The organism is Prosthecobacter sp. (genome assembly GCF_044378005.1).
Classification (GTDB): Bacteria; Verrucomicrobiota; Verrucomicrobiia; order Verrucomicrobiales; family Verrucomicrobiaceae; genus Prosthecobacter.
In genome coordinates this window covers 17,377-43,113 of sequence record NZ_JBILYB010000044.1, presented here as the reverse complement: position 1 = coordinate 43,113, position 25,737 = coordinate 17,377, and the positions used below count along the sequence as shown (strand labels likewise).

Below are 25,737 nucleotides of genomic sequence, written 5' to 3'. Positions count from 1 at the left end.
CATTACCTGCACGAATCTACGGCGTGAACCCCTCCGAGCGGCAAAGCTCAAGCTGAGCTTCGGCGACAGGAACGAGGAATTCATCCTGCCCGACCTTAAACCCGGAGAGGAGCACACGGCTAGGTTTACCGCCGACACGAAGCTCAAACCCGGCCGTTACACGCTGAAGGCCCGCATGGAAGCTGGTGATTATAGCAACGAGAAGTCCGCCACCTTTGAGATCGTGCCGCGTCTGGCTCCCCGACTGCCGGTGGTCATGTGGGGGGCTGGTGGCGATGAGATCGCCCGGCTGAAGGACATCGGCTTCACCCACTTCATCGGCATGAGCGCCGTGGGTGCAGGAGACATGTGGCAGCAGAAGAAACAGCTCCCTCCGGGCAAAGAAGAATACATCGCGCGGAATCGCACCTACCTCGACGAAGCCTTGCGCAATGGGCTGGAGGTCGTGGCCAGCCTTTCGCCCTCGGACACACTGAAAACTGATCCAAAAAACCTCCGCATCGACCGCAACGGCAAGGTCTATGAGCGCCAGGACATCTGCGCCAGCATCCCCGAGTTCGCGCCTTTCTTCCAAACAGTGGGGCAAAGCATGGCGAAGACCTATGGCGATCATCCCGCCTTCACCTCCGCCCTCATCAACACCGAGGTGCGTGATCACAACGCGCCTTCGTTTAATCCCGTCGATCAGGCGAACTACCTCGCCTTTGCCAAGACCGGCATCCCTGCGGAGGTGATGAACAAGTGGGGCGTGGACCACACGAAGCTTGCCGACTTCCCAACCAACCGTGTGATCCCGGATGAGCATCCCATCCTCAAATACTACCGATGGTTCTGGACCGTGGGCGATGGCTGGAACGCCCTGCACTCCGCACTCAGCAAAGGCGTGAAGAGCCATGGCCGCCGCGACTTCTGGACCTTCTTTGACCCCGCCGTGCGCCAGCCCAGCATCAGCGGTGCCGGGGGTAGTGTGGACGTGCTCTCCCACTGGACCTACACCTATCCCGATCCCCAGCGCATCGGACTCGCCACCGACCAGCTCTTTGCCATGAGCGATGCCAGCGGCAAAGGCCAGCGCGTGATGAAGATGACGCAGCTCATCTGGTATCGCTCCCAGACCGCGCCCATCGGGGCAAAGGCTCCGGGCGATCTCGTGGCCTGGCAGGATCATGATCCTGACGCCGCTTACATCACCATCGCGCCCATGCATTTGAAGGAAGCCTTTTGGACCAAGCTCGCGCGCCCCATCCAGGGCATCATGTATCACGGCTGGCAGTCGCTGGTGGACAATCCCGGCAGCACAAGCGCCTATCGTTTCACGAATCCGAACACTGTCCACGTCCTGCGTGACCTTATCCGTGACGTGGCAGAACCCCTCGGTCCGACTTTGATGAATATCCCCGCTGAGCGCAGCGAGGTCGCCCTGCTGGAAAGCTTCACCTCGCAGATGTTCGCCCGTCGCGGCGGCTACGGCAGCAACAATGGTTGGTCCGCCGATCTCTGGCAGGCCATGCAGCATGCGCATGTGCAGATGGACATCCTCTTTGAAGAGACCCTGCTGAAGAGCGGCCTCAGCGGGCGCAAATACCTGCTCATGCCCGAGTGCGATGTCCTCACCGAGAGTGTCGTGAAGAAGATCGCCGAATGGCAGAAGCGCGGCGGCAAGGTCATCGCCGATGAGTTCCTCTGCCCCGGCGTGAAAGCCGACCTAGTGATCCCGAGCTTCAAGCGTGTGAAGAACGCCGTGCAGGACAAAGCCACCGTGCTCGCCCTCGCCAAGACCTTGCCCGAAAAGATGCAGGCCCTAGGCTGGAAGCCCGCCCTCAGCGTGGACAACCCCGAGATCATCACCCGCACCCGCCGCAGCGGAGATGCACTCTACGTCTTTGTCGTGAACGATCATCGCGAGCCCGGAACCTACGTCGGCCAGCACGGACTCGTCATGGAAAACGGCCTACCCAGCAGTGGCATGCTGACTTTGAATCAGGACAACGCCAGCGTCTATGATCTGACGACTCACAGCCAAATCGTGCCGAACCGTAACGCTGAAGGCCAACTGACCTGGCCAGTGAATCTCGGCCCTGGCGATGGTCGCATCTTCATGATCACGCCGAAGTCATTGCTCAATCTCGCGCTCGATGTCCCTGCCACGGCAACCTGCGGAAACATCGCCAAAATCACCGCCACCATTACCACAACCGATGCATCTCCCATCGCTGCCATCCTGCCGCTGCAAGTCAGTATCCAGGACGCTAATGGCGTCAGCGCCGAAGGCAGCGGCTACTACGCCGCCGAGAAAGGCACGCTTACTGTGTCCCTCGATCTCGCCCCCAATGAAGACCCCGGCACATGGCAGATCAAAGTCCGCGACCTCGCCTCCGGCATGGAGAGCGTGAAGTGGATGAAGGTGGGGCGTTAAGCACAGGCGCAAGCTCTCCAACCACGGCAACGTAATCCCTTCCCGATGTCATTTCCCATCACCCGCCGTGATTTCCTGCGCCGCTCCGGCATGGGCATGGCGGCGCTTGGGCTGGCGGATTTGCAGGCTGCAAAACCGCATTTCGCGCCAAAGGCGAAACGGGTGATCCACCTCTTCCTGAATGGCGGGCCATCGCATGTCGATACGTTTGATCCGAAACCCGCGCTGGCGAAGTATGAAGGCAAGCCGGTGCCGAGTCATCGCATCACGGAGCGGAAGACAGGCGCGGCGTTTCCTTCCCCATTCAAGTTTCAGCGCTACGGGCAGAGCGGGATCGAGGTAAGCGAGTTGTTTGAGAAAACAGCCGCGCACATCGACGACATCGCAGTCATCCGCTCGATGCAAGCGCAGGTGCCAAATCATGAGCCGTCGCTGATGCTCATGAACTGCGGTGACTCGATCCAGGCTCGCCCTAGCCTCGGTGCATGGCTGACGTATGGCCTCGGCAGTGCGAATGAAAACCTGCCGGGCTTCATCGCGATGTGTCCGGGCGGCATGCCAATCAAGAGCGCAGAGAACTGGCAGTCGGCCTTCCTGCCCGGCGCATTTCAGGGAACTTATGTCGATTCAAAGAACGAGGCTGTGGATCGCCTGATCGAAAACATCCGCAGCCCTCATGCCGATGCGCGAGTGCAACTCCGCCAGCTCGAACTGATGCGGCGGATCAATGAGTCGCACCGACAGCAGCGCAGCGATCCACGTCTTGAGGCGCGGATTCAGAGCTTCGAGCTGGCCTTTCGTATGCAGATGGAGGCAGCGGACGCCTTTGATGTGAGCAAGGAGCCGGAGCACATCCGAAGCATGTATGGTGAAGGTGTTCATGCCCGGCAGACGCTGATCGCACGCAGGCTTCTAGAGAGAGGTGTGCGCATGGTGCAACTCTGGCATGGCGCTGGCCAGCCATGGGATAATCACAACGACATCGAAACGAACCACCGCAAGCTCGCCGCTGAGATTGATCAGCCCATCGCCGCGCTGCTACACGACTTGAAGCAGCGTGGCATGTTGGAGGATACGCTGGTCATCTGGGGTGGCGAATTTGGCCGCACGCCGACGGTGGAACTCGCCGGAGGCAAATCGAAGCTAGGGCGCGATCACAATCACTATGGCTTCAGCGTCTGGATGGCCGGCGGCGGCATCAAAGGCGGCACGGTGCATGGCAGCACGGATGAGTTCGGCTTCGCGGCCCAAGACAATCCGACCAGCGTGCATGATCTGCATGCCACGATTTTGCATCTGATGGGTCTCAACCACGAAGAACTCACCTACCGCTATGCTGGTCGTGACTTCCGGTTGACGGATGTGTATGGCGATGTGCTGACGCCGATCCTGGCTTGAAGAATCTTTTCTTTTCTCACTTTCCGTGAACCTTTTGCATCGAAAAGGCCACGTCGTGAATGCTAGGCTGTATCGACAGCCGGTGAATTACCTCCCAACCTCGTGGACACCACGGAACATCCGCCCTTGCTCGAACGCCTCTTCACGGAGAGCGCGGGGGATTTGACGCGCTACTTCACACGTCGGCACGGTGGCGAAGAAGGCGTGCAGGATCTAGTGCAGGAGACGTTTCTGGAAATGGCGCGGGGCCTGCATGATGGGAAATCTCCGAAATGCGCGCGGGGGTATTTATTTGGCATCGCACGGCACTTGAGTCAGGCAGTTTGGTCTCGGCGGGACGACAAGGTCGTGCCCTTCGATGCAGCGATAACCGAGGTGGCGTTACCGATCCAGGATGACCGCGTGGAGGCGGCGAGAGAGACGATCTCAACGCTGGAACCGGTGCAGCGCGAGATCCTCGACCTGCGGTTCGCACAGAGTCTGTCATACGCGGAGATCGCTGAGGCGCTGGGCATCCCGATCGGCACCGTTCGTTCCCGCCTACACCACGCCGTCGCGGAGGTGCGTCATCGTTTGCAATCTGAAATCAATCCCTGAAATCCATGAAACCTGAATCCCTACACGCTTTGATCATCGACCGGCACTTCGGCGAACTCTCACCGGAAGCTGAGGAAATGCTGGATCATCATCTCAGCGCCAACGCTGCGGCTCGCGCCGAAGCTGAGCGCATTTTGGATTCACTCAATGTTACCCGCGATGTCGTCCTGCGGCACCCAGAACTGGCGCGCGTGCCAGTAATGCCTCAGAGCAAAGTCCTCAAACCGCGACACTCATCTGCCATGCCGTGGCTGGCCCGCGCTGCGGCGATGCTTCTGCTGGCGGCACTGGCAGGCGCAGGCGGCTTTGTGGCGGGTCGCTCCGAATCATCTGTAGCAGCCCCCGTGGGAAACAAGGTGATGCCGCGTAAAGAAAGCCCCTGGGCACGCTATCGCATGAGCTTCGATCCGGCTGGTGAGGGGCTTCAGGTGGTCCGTGTGGACGTGGACAACATCGAAACGAAATCGCTGCCATGAATTTGAAGCTGCTTTTGCTGACGCTCGCCGCTCTCTGCCTCACCAGTTGTCTGCCAGAGGAGCGCGTGTGGTGGTCTCCGCTGGGTGATCGTGCGCTGGTGTCGATTGATGGCCGCCTGCATCTCATGGACGCAGATGGCACACTCGGCCAGCCGCTCACAGATGACGCGACCATGGAGCATGCACTGGTGAAAACCGTGAGCTGGTTGCCGGATGGCAGTGGCTTTGTCTGCCAGCGCACGCGTGTCTTGTCACGTTGGGAAGAAGTCAGCGCTCTGGTCCCGGCAGATGAAGTGCAGTCCGTTGAAAAGCTGCTGCCCGCAGTGCTGCCACTGCTGGAGGCGGCCATGAAGCTCGCGGACAAGACGAAGACACTGGAAGAGGTGATCGCCTCGCTGCCCACGGAACACCTCCAGCGCTTCGCCTCTGCGGTGCGACGCGTGTTTGAGCAAGATCAAACAGCGGTGGAAAAACTGCTGCGCGCGCTGCCTCAGGGGCAGGAGCTTGTGTCTTCGCTGAAGAAACCAGGAACGGGTTACGAGATTAGTGAGCTGTGTTTGTTCAAGCTTGGCGATGGCCGTGTCACGGAGACTCAATCACTCACACGCAGCCTCTTGAAACCGGTGCTATTGCCGCGCGTGTCTCCACGACAAAAGACGCTGGCATTTCTCCAACTTGATGACGATGGCGAGAGTGCCGCGCTGGAGGTTCTGACACTCGATGGCAAAGCTGGTTTCACCGTGGCACGCAAGGTAGGCGCTGCGTTTGACTGGACGCCGGATGGTCGCTCGCTGGTCTTCATGGCTCCGCTCGGCGGCGAGGGTGAGAAGCTGCAAAGCATCCATAGTGTCACCGTCGTGCAGGAAAGCGGCGCGCTGATGAAGTCACGCTTTGAAAAGCAGCAGGATGGCAAACTGGTCGAGATGCGCGGTGCAGATCGTCTCGCCGAGCCGGTTACGCTGGCCACTGTCATCACTCTGAATCGCCCGGTGATACAGGTGCTCTCGGATGGCCGTGTGCTCTTCGCCAGCCAGCCGATCACACTGCCCGCCACCGGCACCGGGCCGGAGTTGCAGCCTCGTTTGTTCATCATCGCCGCCGATGGCAGCGCGGTATTGCCCGTGCCGACAGCGCCGGGAGATCTGCCAGTGAATCTTGGTTACTTCATCGCATCACCCGATGGGAGGCGCGTGGCCGTGGTCGAGAGCGAAACAGACGCCGTGGCCGTGGTCGAGGTGGACACGGGCAAAACGCACATCCTTTCGCCACCCCACCCAGGCTGGCAGTGCCGTACGATGCCCGCGTGGAAATCCGCCACCGAACTAACCTTTGCTGCACTGCATGACAATGCACCTGCCTGGATGCTCTGGAATGGCGGCGAAGGCCTGCGCTGCTTCAGTGGAAAGTGGCCCGTAACCGCTACAGCGAAGTGGCTTGAGAACAAGAGCGCTGACGCCAAGCCCGAAGCCGTGAACGCCAAACCCGATTCCATCCGATGAAACCCACGCTTTCACTTCTACTCGCAGCCAGCAGTCTTCATGCTGCCGACACGGCCTTCTTTGAATCGAAGATCCGTCCTGTGCTCGTGAAGCATTGCTACGAATGCCACTCCGCCGAGTCCGGCAAATCGAAGGGCGGACTTATGCTGGATACGAAGCACGGCATCCGCGAAGGCGGCGAGACGGGGCCGGCAGTCATACCAGGTGATGCGGCCAAAAGCCTGCTGCTCACCGCGATCAAACACAGCGATCCTGATCTCGAAATGCCGCCGAAGGAGCCCAAGCTCTCGGAAGCGGTCATCGCGGATTTTGAAACGTGGATCAAAACCGGCGCGGCTGATCCGCGCGAGTCAGCGGTGAAAGTGGCGGAGCGTCCGCCGGTGGATGTGGCGGCTGGAAGGCAGTTTTGGAGCTACAAACGGCCTGTGATGCCGAAGCAGGTATCTGGCGGCATTGATGGCTTCATTCGTGAAAAACTGGCAGCAGCCGGTTTGAAGCCTGCGCCGCCTGCGGAGCGCGTGGTGTTGCTAAGGCGTTTGTATTTCGATTTAATCGGCCTGCCGCCGTCTGACTTGTCGGACAAGTCAGACCCGTCCGACTACGAGCATCAGGTGGACGAGCTTTTGGAAAGTCCGTGCTTCGGCGAGCGCTGGGGCCGCCACTGGCTGGATGTGGCGCGCTACGCGGAATCCAACGGACGCGAATCCAATCTGACCTTCCCTCATGCATGGCGCTTCCGCGATTACGTCATCGACGCGGTGAACGCAGACGTGTCGTATGACCGCTTCATCACGGAACAGATCGCGGGTGATTTGCTGCCTGCCAAGGATGATGCCGAACGCGCCCGACTGCTCGTCGCGACAGGATTTCTCGCCATGGGGCCGAAGGGACTCAATGAGATGAACCCAGGCCAGTTCGCCGCCGATGTGGCGGACGAGCAGCTCGACACCGTGACCCGCGCCGTGATGGCCAGCAGCATCGCCTGCGCGCGTTGTCACGATCACAAGACCGAGCCCTTCAGCATGGAGGACTACTACGGCCTCGCGGGCATCTTCAAGAGCACGCAGACCTTTTACGGGAACTGGATCGACTCGGAAAACAGCAATCACGGCCACCTCATCCGCCTGCCGGAGGTGCCGGGGCAGCCCATCGTCGGCAAAACACTGCCCGAGGCGCGGGTGAAGCAGCTCAAGGCCGAGCTGGCCAAACTGAACGCCGATGACAAGGAGCAGAACGAGTACATCGCCAAGGCCAAAGCGGAGAACCGTGACATCAGCGGCGAGTTCAACAAGCTTCTCGGCAACGCGCTGCGCATCATCTGGACGCGCGGCGGCGTGGAGGGCGCGTTGGAGGCCGTGGATGACAAAGGTCGCGCGCTGCCGCTGTGCATGGGCGTGAAGGACGCGAAACGCATCGCTGATTCGCAGCTCTATGACCGTGGCGAGCTGGCACATCCGGTGAAGGCCGTGCCGCGCGGCTTTCCTCATGTGATCGAGATCGGCGGAACCATTCCGACGGACAAAAGCGGCCGACTGGAGCTGGCGCGGTGGATCACCAGTCGTGAAAATCCGCTCACGGCCCGTGTGATGGTAAACCGCGTGTGGCGGCATCTGTTTGGCACAGGCCTTGTGCGCACCGTCGATAATTTCGGCTTCAGCGGCGAGCGTCCGAGCCATCCCGAGCTGCTCGATTACCTCGCGATCAGGTTCATGGACGGCGGTTGGTCGGTGAAGAAGCTGATCAAGGAGATCGTGATGTCGGAGACGTATCGGCAGGCGAGTGGTGCGAGCGTTGAGACCGATCCCGATAACCGTCTGCTCTCCCGCGCGAACAAGCGCCGTCTCGACGCGGAGGTCATCCGTGACTCGATGCTCGCCGTATCTGGCATGCTCGACACGTCACGCCGTCCGGGATCGCTCGTGGCAGAACTGGATGGACAGTCGGTGTCGTTGATCGGCTTCAACTCAAAGCTGCCGCCCGATCTCGACGGCTCGTATCGTCGCTCGATTTACCTGCCGGTGGTCCGTGATCACCTGCCGGATGTTTTGGAGCAGTTCGATGTCGCGAATCCAAACTTGGTGACGGGAGATCGCGATGTGACCAACGTGCCGCTGCAAGGTTTGTATCTGCTCAACGGTCCCTTCGTGCAGGAGATGGCCGCCGCGCTCGCGAAACGTATTCAGTCAGCTCCCAATCAAATCGAACTCGCGTTTCAGCTCTGCTTCAATCGTGCGCCAGACGCTCAGGAGATCAACCTCGCCGAAAAATTCCTCCGAACCACCTCTGCCGACGAATCCAAGCTGCTCTCGGCCTTTTGCCAGTCCCTGTTGGCGAGCGCGGAGTTCCGATTTGCGGATTGAGTTTGTAGTTCGGGCTTTAGCCCGCTTCACTTCATGAAAGCGATCATCAACACCCACCAGACGGCCTAAAGGCCGAACTACGAACATGAACACACCACCCTTCTCACGTCGTCACATGCTGACCACGATGTCCTCCGGCATCGGCTGGCTGGCTTTCTCCGCGCTGGCGCATGCCAGGGGAGGGCTGGCATCGAAAACGCCGCATTTCGCCGCGCGTGCGAAGCGGGTGATCTTTCTCACGATGCGTGGCGGGCCGTCGCATGTGGATCTTTTCGACTACAAGCCGGAGCTGACCAAGCGCGATGGCAAAACAGCGACTTTGGGCCGCGATTCGACGGGGGCGAAGCTGTTTGGAGCCGTGCATCCCTTCGGCCAATACGGTCAATCCGGTCAATGGATGACGACGTTGTATCCGAAGCTGGCGAAGCACGCGGACGATATGTGCATCATCAACTCGATGAACACCGACCTGCCAAATCATGCGCAGGCCTTTGTGCAGATGCACACGGGCAGTTTTCAGTTCGTGCGGCCCTCGGTGGGCGCGTGGTCACTTTATGGTCTGGGCACGGAAAACGAGAACCTGCCCGGTTTCATCACGCTGAACCCGCCCGCAGACAACGGTGGCGCACAAAACTACGGCAGCGCGTTTTTGCCCGCCATCTGCCAGGGCACGAAGATCGGCGGATCGCAGCTTCCTGATCTGTATGCGGCGCTGTTGAAGAAGGACGTGGCGCCGGGGCCACCGATGAAGAACATCCAGAACAAAAACATCCCGCGTGATCTTCAGCGCGCGCAGATCGACCTCATTCGCGGCCTGAATGAGCGGAAGATGGAGCGCGATGGTCATCATCCCGAGATCGAAGGCGCGATTGAGTCTTTTGCACTCGCTTTCCGAATGCAAAGCGAGGTTCCCGACGTGCTCGACCTGCGTGGCGAGCCGGAGCACATCCTGAAACTCTACGGCATCGGCCAGGGGAAGGATCAATTCGCGCGCCAGTGCTTGCTGGCGCGTCGCTTGGCCGAAGCGGGCGTGCGCTTCATTGAAATCGCCTCCGGCGTGCAATGGGATCACCACAACCGCCTGCGCGAGCAGCTCGCAACGAACTGCGCGGCCACGGATCAACCCATCGCTGCGTTGCTCACCGATTTGAAAGCACGCGGCATGCTCAAGGACACGCTGGTCGTCTGGGCCGGCGAGTTTGGCCGCACACCGTATGCGCAGGCCGGGGACGGCCGCGATCACAATCACAAAGGCTACTCCATTTGGATGGCTGGTGGCGGTGTGAAGGGCGGCCTGCGCTACGGTGCGACCGACGAGATCGGCTACAAAGCCGCGTTGAACCCCATGCACATCCACGACTGGCACGCGACAATCCTCCACCTGCTCGGCCTCGATCACACCAAGCTCACCCACAACTACGGCGGCCGTAATTTCAGGCTGACGAATGTGAGTGGTGAGGTGGCAAAGGGAATTCTGTCATGATCTGATGGATCGAAGTCATCTTCGACCTTGCCTCCGAGACAGAGTTTGAGACAAACTTAGCCCATGAAAATCGCCCACTGTCAGTTCGAATCTTGGTGTGGAGACTTCGATCACAATTTGAAACGCTTCGAAGAAGGCCTCCGGCGTGCCGATGCTGCGGGAGCGTCCATCGTCAGCTTTCCTGAATGCTTCCTCACAGGCTATCCCGACACGGAGGAACTCGCGCGGGCGGGTGCTTTTGCCAATGACTCGGACTCCATGATGCGCGTGCTGGACGTGACCAGCAGACACGAGGCTCTGGCCATCGTCGGCTACAATGAAATGCGCGGAGCAGATCTCTACAACACGGTCGTCGTGGCGCATCGCGGACATTTACTGGGCACTTTTAGCAAGTGCACGGCCTACCAGAAATTTCACAAACAGGGGCGCGAGTTTCCGGTGTGGGAGCATCAGGGGCTGAAGTTTGGCGTGCTCATCTGCTCGGACGGCGGCTACATCGAGCCCGCACGCATCCTGGCATTGAAAGGAGCCAGCGTGATCTTCGCCCCGCACTTCAATTACATCAGCGATGCGGGTCTGCTCTCCCACTTCATGAAAGTGCGCGCGGACCATGCCGCGCGCGCTAATGAGAACGGTGTGTATTTTGTGCGTGGCAACAACGTCGTGCTCGACCAGGCCAAGAGCGGCATCACGAGAAACAAGGGCATCGGCTATGGTGACAGCTACATCATGGAGCCTGGCGGCGAGATCCTCGTTCAGAGTCGCCGCCATGTGGAAGATTTCATCACAGCCGAGATCGATACCGCTCCCGCGAAAAGCATGGCCTGGGGGTTGACGAAATCGGCATGGAGCTTCCGTGAGTTTCACGGCTTCGTCGAAGCTGCGATGAAAGATGGAACTGCAAAGTAGATCAGAGGCGGAAGACCTTCTGTGAGTTCTCCCACAGGATTTTTCGCTCCACGGCTTTGTTTGGAGAAAGCTTCCTGATGGCAGCGATGGTCTGTGCCCCCTGACATCCAGGCCCGCGGCCAAAGTGATCCGCACAGTCACTGCCGTAGAGGACTTTGTCCTGATGGCGATCGAAGAAGGCGGTGGTGTGCTCTTCATCCCGTGTCAGTGCCAGCAGTCCGGAGCCAGCTGACATGTCGGCATACATGTTCGGATAGTCGGCCAGATAACGATCCGTCATCCCGCCTGGGGTGATCTTCGTTTTCGGATACATTACCTTCTGCTCATGTGCTTTGTCGATGTTTCCCCAGAAGGTCTGCGCATGGCCGATGAAGATGGTCTTGGGATACTTCGCCAGCATCGTATGAAAGCGGTCGTAACCCAGATTGTAGGTCAGGTGCTGGAAGTGCAGGAGGATCGGCACCTGGTAGGCCGCCGCTAACTCGTAGAGCTTCTGGCTGTGAACTGAGTCGCACTCCACGCCGAATTTCTGCTCACCGATGATGCAAGCACCCAGCTTCAGCCACTTTTCGATCTCCGCCGGTGCCGTCTCCAGATCCGTCACCTCATTGACGCCCCACAGATATGCCTGGGGATTCGCCTTCGAGATCTTCATGCACGTCTCTGTTCCGCCACAGCGCGCCGCGAGACCGTTCGACTTCCCTTTGTGCGTGGATAGACGATCCACAGGGGTGCCGGCCGGCAGGAGGATGGATCTCGTGATGCCCATCGCCGCCTGGTGAGCGATCATGTGCTCGTCACTGCGGTCATGGTAATGCGTGTGCTGGTGGATATCAAAAATCGGCTCAGCAGACACCGGACTCTGCTGGGCAAAGGCGGAGGCAGACACGCTGGAGAGGATGCCGCCAAGGAAAGTGCGCCGTGAATGAGTATGAGTGATCATCAAGGCAAAATACGGCTGTAGAGGCAAGCCAACCGGGTTTGGAGTGATGAATGTCTAAACGCGAGTGACCCGAAGCTCTGCCATATCTGCAAAACTCCGGGGTGGACATCCGCCGCAGGGCTGGGCAAAGATGGTCTTCAACACCCACCTGACACACCTTTCCCGAGAATTATGGATCCTGAAATGACGATGCTGGAATGCGACGACTCGATGACCAAGGCCGTCGAGTATGCCGTGCATGAATTTGCCGCCGTACGCACCGGCAAGGCATCCCCTGCCCTTGTCGAAGGACTGGATGTACATGTCCACAGCTACGGCTCCCACATGAAGCTGAAGCAACTGGCGATGATCACGACGCCCGATGCACGCCTCATCCGCATTGAGCCCTTTGATTCCGCCACCCTGGTGGACATCGAACGTGCCATCCGGGAATCACGCCTCGGACTGAACGGCTCCATTGAAGGAAAAGTTATCCGCTTACCCATCCCCACCCTCTCCACGGAGCGTCGCGAGCAGATGGTAAAACTCATCAAGCAAATGGGTGAAGAGGCCAAAGTACGGGTCCGCTCCGCTCGCCGCCAAGCCTTGGAAGAGATCAAGAAGGGGCAAAAAGACGGGGACATCACGGAAGATGACCAGCACCGCCTCGATAAAGAAGTGCAGACGCTCACGGACAAGAAGATTGCCGAGATCGAGCAACACATGGCCAGCAAAGAGAAAGAAGTCCTGACCGTCTGAGTTCATGTTTGCCCCCGCCGAATATCTCGACCTCAGCCACACACAGCATGGCATCCTTTTCCCGCCAGACGAACCGGTGTGGACGGCTCTGACACGCATCGAATCCTATCTAGGATTCAGGCTGCAACGTGAAATCCGTGCCGCAATCCCTCAAGGAGCCTTCATTTCTGAGGACGTCTTTATCGATGAAGGCACAACGATCGACCCAGGTGCCGTGATCAAGGGTCCCGCTTGGATTGGCAGGAACTGTCAGATCCGAGCTGGATGCTATATCCGCGAGAATGTCATCATTGGAGATGGGTGTGTCCTGGGCAATTCCTGTGAATTCAAGAACTGCATTATTTTCGATCAAGCCGAGGTGCCGCACTTCAATTATGTGGGCGACTCGATTCTTGGCTTCAAAGCCCATCTCGGAGCCGGCGTCATCCTCTCAAATGTCCGCTTGGATCGCCGTGAAGTCATCGTCAACGATGGGAAGAGTGATCATTCCACCGGACTGCGAAAGTTTGGTGCCATCATCGGAGATCATGTCGAGGTCGGCTGTAATAGCGTCATCAATCCAGGCTCACTCCTCGGCCGTCACAGTGTCATTTATCCTCTCACCAGCTACGGTGGAATACTACCCGCTCGTAGCATGGTGAAAACGAGGCAGCAGCAGGTAGTCGTGACACGCACTATTTGAGTCCTCGTCACATCCCGTAGCGGCAGCAAACGCTTCCCTTTGTCAGGTACGTGGAGCACTTGAACCAGCCTGTGAGTGCGCCCAGCCTGGCGCACCAATAATAAACCTCAGGCTGGAATTCCAGCCTGGGGTTTTTAGAACAAAGAATAGCAGTCAGTTCTCAGTCAGTGTGGGATAACTGAGCACTTTCGCAATCAGCTCACATCATTCGACATCAGAGGCAGGCTGAGCTTCGTCTGAAGGCGCCTCAGACTCCACAGACGAGACGGATTCATCCACCACCTCAATAGCAACTTCTTCCTCTTCGTCAGCGATGACCGTGGCGACATCCTGAATCGTCTCATCCTTCTTGAGGTCCATGAGCTTCACGCCCTGGGCATTGCGGCCTGTTTCACGGATGTCGCTGACACGGATGCGCACGCTTTGGCCTTTGCTGGTCATGAGCATGAGTTCATCTGTCTCAGCCACGGCAAGTGCGGAGACGACTTTGCCGGTCTTGTCAGTGACGTTCATGGTGATGACGCCTTTGCCGCCGCGATTGGTGAGGCGGTATTCTTCAAAGGAGGTGCGCTTGCCGAGACCATTCTCGGAGACGACGAGAAGCTGCTTCGTGAAGTCCACAGCGGTGAGGCTGACCATGAAGTCACCCTCCTCCACGCGGATGCCGCGCACGCCGATACTGTTGCGGCCCACGGCGCGGATGTCTTCCTCTTCGCAGCGGACACACATGCCTTCATGTGTGGTCATGCAGATCTGGCTCTTGCCATCGGTGAGGATGACCTGAACGAGATCATTCCCTTCCTCGATGTTGATGGCGATGATGCCGTCTTTCCGGTAGTTTTTGAAGGCATCCAGCGATGTCTTCTTCACCGTGCCGTCCTTCGTGCCGAAGAGCACGAACTTCTCAGGGCTCCACATGGCCTCGTCTTCCGCGCCCTGCGCTTCGAGACGGAGGACGCTGTTGATCTTCTCCTCGGGCTTCAGGTTCAGCACGTTCTTGATGCTGCGACCTTTGCCGGTGCGCGGTGCCTCGGGGAGCTGATAGACGCGCTCCACATACACTCGTCCTGTGTTCGTGAAGAAGAGCAGGAAGTCGTGCATGTTGGCGCTGAAGAGCGTCTCCACGAAGTCGTTCTTGTCTTCCTTTGTCGCGGCCTCGCGTGTCTCCATGCCTTTGAGGCCCTTGCCGCCGCGAGCCTGCACGCGGTATTCGGTGGTGAGTGTGCGCTTCACATAACCGAAGTGGGTGAGGGTGACGATGTTCGCGTCGTTCGGAATGAGGTCGATGGTTTCAATGCCACCGCCTGCTGCATCGATGCGTGTGAGGCGGCCGTTACCATGCTTGGATTTGATGGCTTGAAGCTCATCTTTGATGATCGTCAGCACGCGATGCTCATGGGCCAGGATGTCCATGAGGTCCGTGATGGTGGCGAGCAACTCATCGTAGTCGGCTTTGATTTTGTCCCGCTCCATGCCGGTGAGCTGGTAGAGGCGGAGTTCCAGGATCTGGTCCACCTGCGTGTCGGTGAAAACGTAACGATCACCCTGAATGCTCGGCTGGCTGCGAAGCAGGATGCCGAGCTTCATGGCGGTCTCGGTGCTGAACTGGTAAGCCTTCAAACCGAGGCGTGCTTCATCGCGATTGCGGCTGTCGCGGATGATCTTGATGAAGTCATCGAGATGGCCGAGTGCGAGGAGGTAGGCTTCGAGTTTCTCCGCCTGCTGCTCTGCTTTCCTCAAAAGGAACTTCGTGCGGCGGATGATAACCTCGCGGCGGTGCTCGATGTAGCAGGCGATGGCGTCCTTGATGCTCAGCACTCGCGGGCGACCGCCATCAATGGCGAGCATGTGAATGCTGAAGCTGCTTTCGAGTGCGGTGAACTTGTAGAGATTGTTCAGCACCACCTGCGGACGGGCATCGCGCTTCAGATCGACGACGACGCGGGTATTTTCATCCGACTCATCGCGCACGGCAACGATGTCTGTGATGATCTTTTCATTGGCGAGTTCTGCGATGCGTTTCACCAGTTCCGCACGATTTACGTTGTAGGGGATCTCGGTGATGATGATCTGCTCGCGGCCATTGTTTTCCACGATCTCCGCCTGACCTCGCACACGCACGCTGCCGTGGCCGGTTTCCATGTATTCGCGGATGCCATCCAGGCCGTGAATCACGCATCCCGTCGGGAAGTCGGGGCCTTTGATGAACTGGCTGAGCTGGCTCACCGTGATCTGGGGATTGTCCACCTGAGCGCACACGCCATCCACAATCTCACCGAGATTGTGCGGCGGCATATTCGTCGCCATACCCACGGCGATGCCCGTGCCGCCATTGACCAGCAGGTTCGGGAAAGCTGCCGGGAAAACGGTCGGCTCGGTCAGACGCTCATCGTAGTTCGGCACGAAATCGACGGTGTCCTTTTCCATGTCAGACATCAGCGTGCCGCCCAGAGGCGTCATGCGGGCTTCCGTGTATCGCATGGCCGCCGGAGGGTCACCTTCCACGGAACCGAAGTTCCCCTGCGGGTCGATCAGAGTCTCGCGCATCGCCCAAGGCTGCCCCATGTGGACGAGAGTCGGGTAGATGACCGCTTCACCGTGTGGATGGTAGTTGCCTGAGGTGTCACCGCAGATCTTCGCGCACTTCATCTGCTTCTTCGGCGGATAAAGGCCCAGTTCATGCATCGCATAAAGAATGCGGCGCTGGGAGGGCTTCAAACCATCTCGCACGTCTGGTAACGCACGCGAAATGATGACCGACATCGAGTAGTCGAGGAATGAGTTTTTGACCTCATCAGCGACAGAGATGGGGCGGGTGTTGGATTCTTGCATGGACGTGAGTCGAAAGGGCTAAGCGAAATGAGAGAAGGATCAGACGTCGAGGTTGCGCACGTTCAGGGCGTTCTCTTCGATAAAGTGTTTCCGGGGTTCGACGACATCGCCCATGAGGATGGTGAACATGCGTTCGGCTTCGTGGGCGTTGGATTCGTCGAGCTTGATCTGGAGGAGGGTGCGCTTGTTCGGGTCCATGGTGGTCTCGAAGAGCTGCTTGGCGTTCATTTCACCGAGACCCTTGAATCGTTTGATCTCCATGCCGCGTTTGCCGATCTCCATGACCTTGTCGAGGATGCCGGGGATGCTGAAGACGGGGTGGACTTTGGCGTTATCGCCTTCGCCCTCGATGACTTCGAAGAGCGGTTTGTCCTGGCTGCTGAAGTGATCGACATGCAGGCCGAGTTCGTCGAGCTGCTGGAAGCGGCGCTTCATGCCATGGGCTTCGTGGATCTCGATCAATCGAGCACGGCGATGGGCCTTCGGGGCGGTTTGGCCTTCGACTTCGACCTCGGGTTTGCCGAAAAGATGGAGGTCGTTGTTCTCGCGAGCAAAGGCAGCGAGCTGCTCATTGCCGAGGAAGTATTTGATCACCACTTCATTGCCTTCGCGGATGGTCACGAGGTAGTGCGGCAGGTTGCCAGTGGCTTCGTCGCGGGCCTGGAGGTAGGCCTCGAAGTCGCCACCATGACGGCGGATGATGTCGGCAAATTTGGCGACGGGCACGAGTTGTTCGAGGATCGACTTGAGTCGGTCATCGGCGACTTTGCTACCATCGGCGATGTTGCGGAGGCTGATTTCGCCGGAGCCCATTTCGAGCAGCATGGCTTCCATCTGGTTGTCATCCTGCACATACTCCTCTCGTTTCTTTCGCGTGACCTGATACAGCGGCGGCTGGGCGACATAAATGTGCCCGCCTTTCACCAGCTCGGGCATCTGCCGGTAGAAGAAGGTCAGCAGCAAGGTGCGGATGTGAGAGCCATCGACATCGGCATCGGTCATGATGACGATCTTGTGATAGCGAAGCTTCTCGATGTTGAAGGAGCCTTCGACCTCGCTGTCGCCACCGATACCGGTGCCGATGGCGGTGATCATGGTCTGGACTTCCTTGTTTTGCAGCACCTTTTCCAGGCGGGCCTTCTCGGTGTTGATGAGCTTTCCACGCAGCGGCAAAATAGCTTGGTTGTGGCGATTGCGGCCCATCTTGGCGGAGCCACCGGCGGAGTCACCCTCGACAATAAACAGCTCTGTCTTCGAAGGATCGCGCTCGGAGCAGTCCGCCAGCTTTCCAGGCAGACCACCACTGCTCATGGCGTCTTTGCGGATGGCTTCGCGGGCTTTGCGGGCAGCTTCGCGGGACTTGGCGGCGATGATGATGTTGTTGATCACCGTGACGGCGATGTCCGGCGTCTCATCGAAGAAGCGCATCAAGCCTTCATAGACGATGGAGCTGACCACACCTTCGACCTCGCCATTCACGAGCTTCACTTTCGTCTGCGAGTTGAAGCGCGGGTTTGGCAGCTTCACGCTCAGCACGCAGATCAGACCTTCGCGGCAGTCATCGCTCTCGATCTCGGGCAGCTTGTCTTTAAAGCTCTTCGGATTGTTCGTGATGTAGGCTTTCACCGCACGGGTGAGCGCGGCTTTCAGGCCGCTGTAATGCGTGCCGCCATCGGGATTCGGGATGGCATTGGCAAAGCAGAGTGTCTGCTCGTTCAGCCCCTTGTTCCATTGCAGCACGCAGTCCACGAGGATGAACTTGTTCTTGTCATCGATCACGACTTCACGACGACCAGCAAGCGCGATGGCATCTGGATGAACCTTGTCTTTATCAGCGCCGAGCTCGCGGACGAACTGCTTCACGCCTTCCTGATAAAAGAGCACTTCCTGGCGCGGGGTTTCAGCGCGCTCATCGGTGATGGTGATCTTGATGCCGGGGTTCAGGAATGCCAGCTCGCGCAGACGGGTGAGCAGGCGCTCAAAGACAAACGTCGTCGTGATGGTGAAGATCGTGGCATCAGGATAGAAGCTGATCTTCGTGCCAGTGCGCTTCGGATCATCGAGATCACCGAGCACCGTCAGCGGCTCGGTGGTGATGCCGCGCTCGAAGCCGATGGCATACACCTTGCCGTCGCGATAGACCTCACACTTGAACCAGTCGGACAGGGCATTCACGCACTTCGCGCCGACGCCGTGGAGACCGCCGGAGAATTCATAAGCCCCATCGCCAAACTTGCCGCCCGCATGGAGGTTCGTGAGCACCAACTCCACGGTAGGCATGCCCTTGGAGTGCATCTCGACCGGGATACCGCGACCATCGTCCTCGACGCTCAGCGAGCCGTCGCTGTGGATGTTGATCCAGACGTTTTTGCAATTGCCCGCGAGATGCTCATCGATGGAGTTATCGACGACTTCAAAGACGCAGTGGTGGAGGCCTCGCTCATCGGGATCGCCGATGTACATTCCGGGGCGGAGGCGGACGGCTCGGAGCCCTTCCAGGTGCTGGATTTGTTCGGCACCGTAAGCCTGGTCGGAGGCTACGGCGGTGGAGTTTGAATCAATGGATTCAATGATTTCGTCTGGCATAAAGGTTGTCGGTTTTGCCATCGCCTGAGTCTGTCCAAAACACCGCTCCAGAAACGTGCTCGATGGGCTGGTTTTGAGGGTAGCAAGATACCCCCCCGTGCAAAGGTTTTTGTGCCTCCGAACAGGTCTTTTTTCTGAAACCCAAAGACCCCGGTTGAAATAGCGCTGGAAGCCTTGAAAGAAAGGCTGGGCCTATGGTGTCAGCGCGGCTGGACACGATGTCCTAAAGCCCACAACGCCAAGGCACCGAGCATCCATGGCAGGCCGAGTTTTAGAATGGCCGCAGGGTCATCAAAAGCCGTGAGCCATTCGACGCTCCCTGCCCCGCTCCGAGTTCCTCCTGAGATCCCTCGAAACATGATGTAGCTTGGCAGACACCATGCGCTGATTTTGAAAAGAGTGCCGATCAGCAATCTCGACCAACGGCCAGCGCCTGTGAGCTCCGGCATCCAATGCTCAGACATCGAAAGAATGGCAGCAAGCGCCAGACCTATCGACGTGAGCAACCATACGGCGGACGCAAGGCTCATGGCATCAGACATCCGGAGTGCCGCAGTGAGATAGGTGCCGACTCCTCGAATGGCGAAGATATCCTCCACGCAGATCGCGAGCAGCAAGGCAAGGAGTCCGAGCAGGTCGATGCCGACATCGCGGGATCGTGCATCTCGTTCCAGACAAAGGCTCAAACATTGTCCCGTGAGCGGAACAGCCATGATCCCTACCACGGGAATCCACGTCCACGACCAACGCGCCCAGGCTTCGATCAACGACAAAGAAGCCTCCGATTCGCTCGCCGGCATCAAAGTCCAGATAGGATGGCCAAGCTGACCGATCCACCAGCCAAGAAAACTCCATGCCGCCAAGGTCACCGGGTAAAAGGCCAGCGCCTTGCCCAACCAAAAAGCTACGCCACCCAGAGCGTGAGGAAGGAGCAGCCGGATGAATGCGGCCATCGTCACGGCGAGCGCCAGCGCCAGGAGAAGTCTCGCCGTCGTAGCAAGAGCGAGGGCCCAGGGAGCAAGGCCAAATGACTGCATCCACAGATGCACATCGCCGCCGACACAGCAGAGAGCGACAACTGCCCCCACCAGCAGGACGAGCAGCATGGCGCAGAGACGGCGGAAGAGGTCGGATTGCCAGTTCATCATCGCATCACTTGGGTGGAAGCATTTCCAGCTTTGCCTGCGGGTTTGCCAAAGCGGAGGTGGCGGAAAGAAGATCCTGCAAGGTAAGCCCACGGGAGAGGTCCAGCCGCCGCAATCCAGGAAAGCCACTCTCGCGCACGGCGATCTCGGTCAGATCGGTGAAGAGCGGCAATGCAGGCTGAAGCTCGCGAAGCCGTGCCTCGACGGCTGCCGCACGACGAGGCACCTGGGCAGGGTCAAACTCGGCCACCAGCGCCTCCAGCAGTAGATCGAGCTGCGGATCGGCGATCTGGCTGACATTCAGGCCATGTCCACCACTGTGGGCCGAGTGCCAGAAGGGCAGCACATCCCAGCCGGGGGCGAGTTCACCGCCAACGAGCGCTGCATCGAATCTGCCAGACTGCAATTCCATGAAGTAACTGCGCGCAGGCACTTCGATGAGGTCGATACGCACCCCGAGACGCCCCCACTGCTGAGCGAGCGCCAGAGCGAGTCGCTGGCGGTCTGCATTTCCATTTGGGATCACCAATCTCAGGCGCAATTCCGCGACACCACGCCTGAGCCGACCCTCGATATCCTTTAGCCAGCCAGCCGAGGTCAGCAGTCTCTCCGCTGCACTGGAATCTGGGAGAGCGGGAGTGTCAGTGGAGGAAAACCAGAATCCGGGAGGGAAAAAGCTGTCATGCGCACGCCCGAGTCCGCCCGGCATCGTGAGTCGCAGAGCCTCACGATCCAGCGCCACCGCCAATGCACGCCGGACATTCACATCGGCTAGAATGGGTGACGTCGTCTGCCAGACAAGCATGAGCTGGTGCCGCGCAGGCGTGGTCAGAGTCTTCAAACTGGATCCTGCCGCCAGCATCTCTCGTGGCAGTCCAGCAGGCCAGGCCACATCAAAAGATTTCGTGGCGAAACCAATGCGCGCTTGCAGAGGCGAGGTGGAGGCGAGCATCTGGATTCTCGGAGGTGCCTCCTTGGTTTCAACAGAGGGTCGTTTTTTAAGCCACATCCGCGAGCCATCGGACCGCTCCACCTGCCACGCGCCAGCGCCCGGCGGAGCTTTGGTCGATTCCGCTGAGCTTCGAGCAAGCCAATTGGCAGAGAGAATGGGCAGTGTCGTCCAGGCTGCGAGCGCCGGACTGTAGGACTTCCGGTAAATAATCCTCACCAGCTCTGGTTCGGGCTCCTCGATGACCTGAATTTGACGAAAAGCATCCCTGCCAGGCAATGGCCACGGACGCGGCATCACATAAGCCAGTGTGGCACGAACATCGGCGGCGGTGATTGGATCACCCGCAGGCCAGTGCAGGCCGGGTTTCAATCGAAAGTCCAGCACTGGCTCCAGAAGTGCCGCGACTTCAGTGACGGGCACAATTTCCGGAACTGGCGAGTGTCGAGGCCCGAGCCACTCGATGAGAGCCTGCTGCGCCTGCAAACCCGTGCGGGTCGTCACGATCTCGCAGGTACCATCCTCATCAAACCACAAACGTTTTGTGCTCCCGGCATGATCCGCATGGCGGGCGAAGTCCTCCAGCGCAAAGCGCGCACTTGGTGGTGCATGGATGCGAACAAAGGTGAGCTTCTCGGGGGCGCTGACAGCCAGCACAGCCTGCACCTCGGCGGCCACCGCACTTTCAGGACGCGTGAAGCGAACGATCAGCGACTCGCCCTGCGTGGCCACAGATTCGAGATCCCAGTTGGCACGCTTCTCCACCGGTTGCTCGCGCAGTTCCTGAGCTGCCGCACGTGCATCCTCGGCGGAGGCAAACCAGCACGTCATGTGCTGATGCCAGGTCCATTGTTCCGCCAGCGCCGTGGCCAGCCGCCCTTCACGATCAATGCGCAGAAGCGGCTCATGGATCAAATCCAGGATCTGCCGTTCGGCCTCATCAGCCGGTAGAAATGGATTTAACGCGGGCAACTGAGGTCCGGGCAGGAGCAGCACCACATCGCTCGTGCTCGTCCGCTGCGTCAGTGCGGCGCGCCTGGCGCTCCAGCCACCGAGAGCCAGAGCCAGCAGAGCCAAGCCGGAAAAGATGAATCGCAACCGCGTCATGTGATCCAGACGCTATGCGCAGTCGCTAGATAGGATCAACTGACTTCCGAGCATGTCAGGCACTCGCTTCAAAAAGTGGTCAATCCCGGGGGAGGGCCTCCGCCGCCCTGATAGGCCGGAGCCGCAGGTGTGCCATTACCGCCGAGGCGCTTGAAAAAGGAAGGTCGTGCAGCAGGAGCAGGGGTGGGGTTTTGCACTGGTTGTGGCGTTGATGCCTGCGCGGGATAGTTCGGGACCAGGGATTGCTGCGAAGCGACCGCCTGCTGCTGGGGATAATAAGGCTGCTGAGCATACGTCTGCTGTTGGACCTGTTGTTGCGGATAAGACTGCTGCTGGTAGGCTGGCTGCGAATACCCGCCCTGAGGGATTCGGTCAGCGGTCACCTTGACCTGAGAAAGCTGCATCTGCGACATGCCGATGAATTGAGCCGCAGCACCAGAGAGATTGATCACCCTTCCTGGATAGGAGGGGAAGCGGCCATTGACCATCGCCTTCACGCTGCGGCCATTGTAGAGGTTTTTCACCGTCACCTCGGTGCCAAATGGCAGTGAGTTGTGAGCCGCAGTGCTGTAGCCGGGATGATAGACCTGACCGGAGGACGTCATGCGCCCGGCATAGCTGTCTGCAATGTAGGACGCCCATCCTTGCTCCTGATAAGCAGGTGTCCGGCAACTGACGAGAGCCAGCGTGATAGTAGTGAAAATGACAATCCTCAGATGGGTCATGCTGGCCGATCTATACACGGCCAGCTCAACTGAGTCACGCAAGATGTCAGCCGTCGCTTATTTCAAACTCATGATGAATGCCTTCACATCGGCGAACTCCTGCGGTTTCAAGATGAGATTCATCGGCGGCATGGGGCTGATCGGCGTGGCAGTGTAGCCTTCGGCCAGCTTGGCGTTCGGGTTGACGAGGCTTTCGAGGATGTAGGCGGCGTCCTTGCGCGTGGCGATTCCATCCAGGGCTGGTCCGACCGGACTGCCCTGCCCTTTGAGAATGTGGCAGTTCTTGCAGGCAGCGACGGGATGCTCCCAGAAGATTCTCTCGCCACGCTTGGCGTCACCAGCGAGTTTGGATTCGTCCTCCTCCACTTCGGCGATGAGTTCACACAGGCTGACGTCGTCGAAGTAGGTATCGCCCTTGCCGACGTGAAGAAGGTTGATGCTGGCTTTCGGGCGGTCCTTACTGTTGAAGGTGACTTCGACTTCGGTCCAATCCTGCGTGCGGCCGATGGTTTTGGTCTCTGCGCGGCCGATGTGGTCATTGAGGCTGGCCTTGCCACGGAAGCTATGGGTTTTGATCCAGGCGCTTATTTTGTATTCCGTATTCGGCTTCAAAGCCACGTCGGCGAAGAAGCTGGTGTCGGCATCGTCTCGGGTGATGACGCGGAAGCCATGTTTGCCGCTGTGGACCATCTTCGGATCGATAACGATGCTCCACTCAGCTCCAGCATTGCCAGGTTTGCTGCCATAGTTGCGGAGCTTCCAGCCGACGGGCGTTTTGCTGCCCTTGGCGAGTTCTTCAAAGCCGGGATTCGGAAGCAGGTTTGGACCTTCTTTGTAATTCAGAGCCTTGTGCTTCTTGCCGAGCATTTTGGCAGCTTCGGCCAGCCATTCGTCATTCTTCACGATGGGATCTGCGGCGAGCTTCTTGACGAGCGTCTGAATTTCAGGCGTGGTGGTGAAGTCCGCGAGCTTCACCAAGGCGGCGAGACGCGTGTGCAAATCAGGATCACTGAAGGTGCCGGAGCCGAAGAGGAGTGATTGCGACTTGGCATCGCTGCCGAGGGCACGGACGGCGTTGCGGCGGAGCTTGGCATCTTTGGCGAGAAGGGCGGCCTGGTGGGTGGCTCCGTCGAGTTTGCCGAGTCCGCTCAAGGTCCACAGGGCATGAACCGCAGCGATGTTGCCATCATTCGCGGTGACTTTCTTCATGAGTTCAGGGACACCTTTTTCAAACTTGTTATCCACGAGTGCACGCTGAGCGGTGAGGCGGGTGAAAACAGTGCTGCCGCTGAGTTTGGGGCTCTGCGCCGTGGGATTTGTGCCCTTGGCGACGATGCGATAGATGCGACCACGACTGTGATCGCGGATGTCATTTTCATGCGCTCCACCGACTCCCGTCGTGGCGACGAAGCCACCGCGTTCAAGGCTCGGCGTGGGGTTGTGCTGGATAATGAAATTTTGGAAATCAGCCACCCATACGGCACCATCGGGGCCGACTTCGGCATGGACGGGGGAGTTCCACTCGTCGCTGCTGGCGTAGATGTTCATGAAGTCGAGTGCCTTGTAGCCAGCACCGTCGGCTTGCACATCGACGAGAGCGACGACCTTCATCGTGGGCTCGCAGATCATGGCTTTGCCCTGGAAGCGCTTCGGCAGATTGTCGCTGTAGATGAAGTTTGATCCGGCGGCCGCCGTGTAACCACCGAAGACATCGACCTGACGGAAGTTGGGTGTGATGGTGTGGCAGGTATCGACGACATTGATCTTTTTGGCGGTCTGGCCGCGTGAACCTTCGGGATAAGCGGTGGCTGGGATGCCCCCATAAAAGATCGGAGCACCATTGGCTGTGCCGCCAAATTGATCTCCTGCATCGTTGTAACTGTGCGCCCAGGCGTTGTTGGTGAACTGATGCAGGAACTCGATGGCGCTGCCATCGGCTTTAAAGCGATAGGTGCCCATGGCGAACTGGTGCTTTTTGCCGCCGACATAGCCCTCGATGCCGCTGTAGCCGACGCAGCCGTAGATCCAATTGTCATAGCCGTAGTGCAGGTTGCTGGCCTGCGCGTGAGTATCACGGATGCCCCAGCAGTCGATGATCGTCTCGCGCACATCGGCTTTGTCGTCACCGTCGGTGTCTTCGAGGTAGATGAATTTCGGCGGTGCGGCGACGATGATTCCTTTGCGGGCAAAAACGATGCCGGTGGGCAGATTGAGCTTGTCGGCAAACACAGTGAACTTGTCGGCCTTGCCGTCACCATCCGTATCTTCGCAGATTTTGATGCTGTCCTGACCTTCGCCGTTTTCCTGGATGCCATGCGGATAGTCCCGTGTCTCGACGACCCAGCAGCGCCCGCGCTCATCCCAGGCAAAGGCGATGGGTTTGGCAATGTCGGGCTCGCTCGCAAAGAGCTTCAATTCGCAATCAGCAGGAACTTGGGTGCGCTCCATGCTGGCCTTCACACTCATGGGAAGCTGGAGCGTGAGTGGTTCAGGACGCTTCTCGTAGTTGGCGACCTGCGGGTGTTTCTTGCGCTCTTCAGGCTCACGTTGCTTCAAAAAAGCGTCATAAGCGGCCCTGCGCTCGGGAGTCAGTTTGCTGAGCAAAGACTCACGGCTGAGATCATCATCAAATTTCACAACGAGGTCGTAAGTCGCGTCCACCTTCTCTTTGGCGTAGTCGAAGTAGATCGCATCGCGTCCGAGATCACGCATGGCATCATGCAGCGGACCGACGGCAGATTGCTCTTTACCATGGGCATCAAGATAGAGCACGCGAATGGGGCCGGTGGGTGCGGCCTGAAGGTTGGCGGCAGTGAGGAGCGCGAGAAAGAGGCGTTTCATGGTCGATGGATGGTGGTGGCAGATGAACGCCTGATCCAGCCCGATGTGCTC

General features: G+C 58.8%; 17 protein-coding genes. 10 read left to right on the top strand and 7 right to left on the bottom strand.

Translation table 11 applies throughout. The features are described 5' to 3' along the window. From AC6FTP_RS10990 to AC6FTP_RS10955, 8 genes are all read left to right on the top strand, one after another. The coding region (locus tag AC6FTP_RS10990; RefSeq protein ID WP_497206964.1) for a hypothetical protein at window positions 1-2,416 on the top strand (2,416 nt) is incomplete at its 5' end. Window positions 2,417-2,461: 45 nt separating this feature from the next. Then, window positions 2,462-3,814 carry a DUF1501 domain-containing protein gene (locus AC6FTP_RS10985; protein WP_497206963.1) on the top strand — a complete coding sequence of 451 codons (1,353 nt, stop codon included), beginning with the start codon at window positions 2,462-2,464 and terminating at the stop codon, window positions 3,812-3,814. Window positions 3,815-3,940: 126 nt separating this feature from the next. Then, on the top strand, window positions 3,941-4,411 hold the full coding sequence (locus tag AC6FTP_RS10980) for an RNA polymerase sigma factor (protein ID WP_497206962.1): 471 nt from the start codon (window positions 3,941-3,943) through the stop codon (window positions 4,409-4,411). Window positions 4,412-4,416: 5 nt separating this feature from the next. Beyond that, window positions 4,417-4,887 carry a hypothetical protein gene (locus AC6FTP_RS10975; RefSeq protein WP_497206961.1) on the top strand — a complete coding sequence of 157 codons (471 nt, stop codon included), beginning with the start codon at window positions 4,417-4,419 and terminating at the stop codon, window positions 4,885-4,887. Next, a complete protein-coding gene (locus AC6FTP_RS10970) occupies window positions 4,884-6,386 on the top strand; it encodes a TolB-like translocation protein (protein ID WP_497206960.1) in 1,503 nt (500 codons plus the stop codon). Before AC6FTP_RS10975 ends, AC6FTP_RS10970 begins: the two co-directional genes overlap by 4 nt. After that, window positions 6,383-8,746 carry a PSD1 and planctomycete cytochrome C domain-containing protein gene (locus AC6FTP_RS10965; protein WP_497206959.1) on the top strand — a complete coding sequence of 788 codons (2,364 nt, stop codon included), beginning with the start codon at window positions 6,383-6,385 and terminating at the stop codon, window positions 8,744-8,746. Before AC6FTP_RS10970 ends, AC6FTP_RS10965 begins: the two co-directional genes overlap by 4 nt. A gap of 85 nt (window positions 8,747-8,831) precedes the next feature. Beyond that, the gene (locus AC6FTP_RS10960; protein ID WP_497206958.1) at window positions 8,832-10,229 is read left to right on the top strand and encodes a DUF1501 domain-containing protein; all 1,398 of its coding nucleotides are present in this window, start codon (window positions 8,832-8,834) and stop codon (window positions 10,227-10,229) included. Window positions 10,230-10,292: 63 nt separating this feature from the next. Then, on the top strand, window positions 10,293-11,138 hold the full coding sequence (locus AC6FTP_RS10955) for a carbon-nitrogen hydrolase family protein (RefSeq protein ID WP_497206957.1): 846 nt from the start codon (window positions 10,293-10,295) through the stop codon (window positions 11,136-11,138). Between the two features lies 1 nt (window position 11,139). On the opposite strand, the gene AC6FTP_RS10950 is transcribed toward AC6FTP_RS10955, so the two are convergent. Further along, the gene (locus AC6FTP_RS10950; RefSeq protein WP_497206956.1) at window positions 11,140-12,081 is read right to left on the bottom strand and encodes an amidohydrolase family protein; all 942 of its coding nucleotides are present in this window, start codon (window positions 12,079-12,081) and stop codon (window positions 11,140-11,142) included. 171 nt (window positions 12,082-12,252) lie between these two features. On the opposite strand from AC6FTP_RS10950, the gene frr reads away from it, so the two are divergent. Together frr and AC6FTP_RS10940 are read left to right on the top strand one after the other, a co-directional pair. Beyond that, window positions 12,253-12,819, top strand: coding sequence for a ribosome recycling factor (gene frr, locus AC6FTP_RS10945; protein WP_497206955.1), 567 nt, complete (start codon window positions 12,253-12,255; stop codon window positions 12,817-12,819). 4 nt (window positions 12,820-12,823) lie between these two features. Next, window positions 12,824-13,501, top strand: a complete 678-nt coding sequence (locus tag AC6FTP_RS10940; RefSeq protein ID WP_497206954.1) for an acyltransferase — start codon at window positions 12,824-12,826, stop codon at window positions 13,499-13,501. Window positions 13,502-13,705: 204 nt separating this feature from the next. Here AC6FTP_RS10940 and gyrA read toward each other — a convergent pair whose 3' ends face one another. The 6 genes from gyrA to AC6FTP_RS10910 form a co-directional block, all read right to left on the bottom strand. Next, window positions 13,706-16,333, bottom strand: a complete 2,628-nt coding sequence (gyrA, locus tag AC6FTP_RS10935) for a DNA gyrase subunit A (RefSeq protein WP_497206953.1) — start codon at window positions 16,331-16,333, stop codon at window positions 13,706-13,708. A 39-nt stretch (window positions 16,334-16,372) separates the two neighbouring features. Further along, window positions 16,373-18,919 carry a DNA gyrase subunit B gene (locus tag AC6FTP_RS10930; protein WP_497206952.1) on the bottom strand — a complete coding sequence of 849 codons (2,547 nt, stop codon included), beginning with the start codon at window positions 18,917-18,919 and terminating at the stop codon, window positions 16,373-16,375. A 200-nt stretch (window positions 18,920-19,119) separates the two neighbouring features. Next, window positions 19,120-19,872 (bottom strand): hypothetical protein, encoded by a 753-nt coding sequence (locus AC6FTP_RS10925; RefSeq protein WP_497206951.1) that lies wholly within the window; start codon window positions 19,870-19,872, stop codon window positions 19,120-19,122. Between the two features lie 199 nt (window positions 19,873-20,071). Continuing rightward, the gene (locus AC6FTP_RS10920; RefSeq protein WP_497206950.1) at window positions 20,072-22,120 is read right to left on the bottom strand and encodes an ABC transporter substrate-binding protein; all 2,049 of its coding nucleotides are present in this window, start codon (window positions 22,118-22,120) and stop codon (window positions 20,072-20,074) included. 68 nt (window positions 22,121-22,188) lie between these two features. After that, a complete protein-coding gene (locus AC6FTP_RS10915) occupies window positions 22,189-22,887 on the bottom strand; it encodes a septal ring lytic transglycosylase RlpA family protein (RefSeq protein ID WP_497206949.1) in 699 nt (232 codons plus the stop codon). A gap of 15 nt (window positions 22,888-22,902) precedes the next feature. Next, window positions 22,903-25,686 carry a PVC-type heme-binding CxxCH protein gene (locus AC6FTP_RS10910; protein WP_497206948.1) on the bottom strand — a complete coding sequence of 928 codons (2,784 nt, stop codon included), beginning with the start codon at window positions 25,684-25,686 and terminating at the stop codon, window positions 22,903-22,905. Window positions 25,687-25,737: the final 51 nt, after the last annotated feature.

Coding starts and splice junctions, on each gene's coding strand:
- AC6FTP_RS10985 (WP_497206963.1), top strand. CDS start 2,462: ATGTCATTTCCCATCACCCGCCGTGATTTCCTGCGCCGCTCCGGCATG.
- AC6FTP_RS10975 (WP_497206961.1), top strand. CDS start 4,417: ATGAAACCTGAATCCCTACACGCTTTGATCATCGACCGGCACTTCGGC.
- AC6FTP_RS10970 (WP_497206960.1), top strand. CDS start 4,884: ATGAATTTGAAGCTGCTTTTGCTGACGCTCGCCGCTCTCTGCCTCACC.
- AC6FTP_RS10965 (WP_497206959.1), top strand. CDS start 6,383: ATGAAACCCACGCTTTCACTTCTACTCGCAGCCAGCAGTCTTCATGCT.
- AC6FTP_RS10960 (WP_497206958.1), top strand. CDS start 8,832: ATGAACACACCACCCTTCTCACGTCGTCACATGCTGACCACGATGTCC.
- AC6FTP_RS10955 (WP_497206957.1), top strand. CDS start 10,293: ATGAAAATCGCCCACTGTCAGTTCGAATCTTGGTGTGGAGACTTCGAT.
- AC6FTP_RS10950 (WP_497206956.1), bottom strand. CDS start 12,081: ATGATCACTCATACTCATTCACGGCGCACTTTCCTTGGCGGCATCCTC.
- frr (WP_497206955.1), top strand. CDS start 12,253: ATGGATCCTGAAATGACGATGCTGGAATGCGACGACTCGATGACCAAG.
- AC6FTP_RS10940 (WP_497206954.1), top strand. CDS start 12,824: ATGTTTGCCCCCGCCGAATATCTCGACCTCAGCCACACACAGCATGGC.
- gyrA (WP_497206953.1), bottom strand. CDS start 16,333: ATGCAAGAATCCAACACCCGCCCCATCTCTGTCGCTGATGAGGTCAAA.
- AC6FTP_RS10930 (WP_497206952.1), bottom strand. CDS start 18,919: ATGCCAGACGAAATCATTGAATCCATTGATTCAAACTCCACCGCCGTA.
- AC6FTP_RS10925 (WP_497206951.1), bottom strand. CDS start 19,872: ATGGCCGCATTCATCCGGCTGCTCCTTCCTCACGCTCTGGGTGGCGTA.
- AC6FTP_RS10920 (WP_497206950.1), bottom strand. CDS start 22,120: ATGACGCGGTTGCGATTCATCTTTTCCGGCTTGGCTCTGCTGGCTCTG.
- AC6FTP_RS10910 (WP_497206948.1), bottom strand. CDS start 25,686: ATGAAACGCCTCTTTCTCGCGCTCCTCACTGCCGCCAACCTTCAGGCC.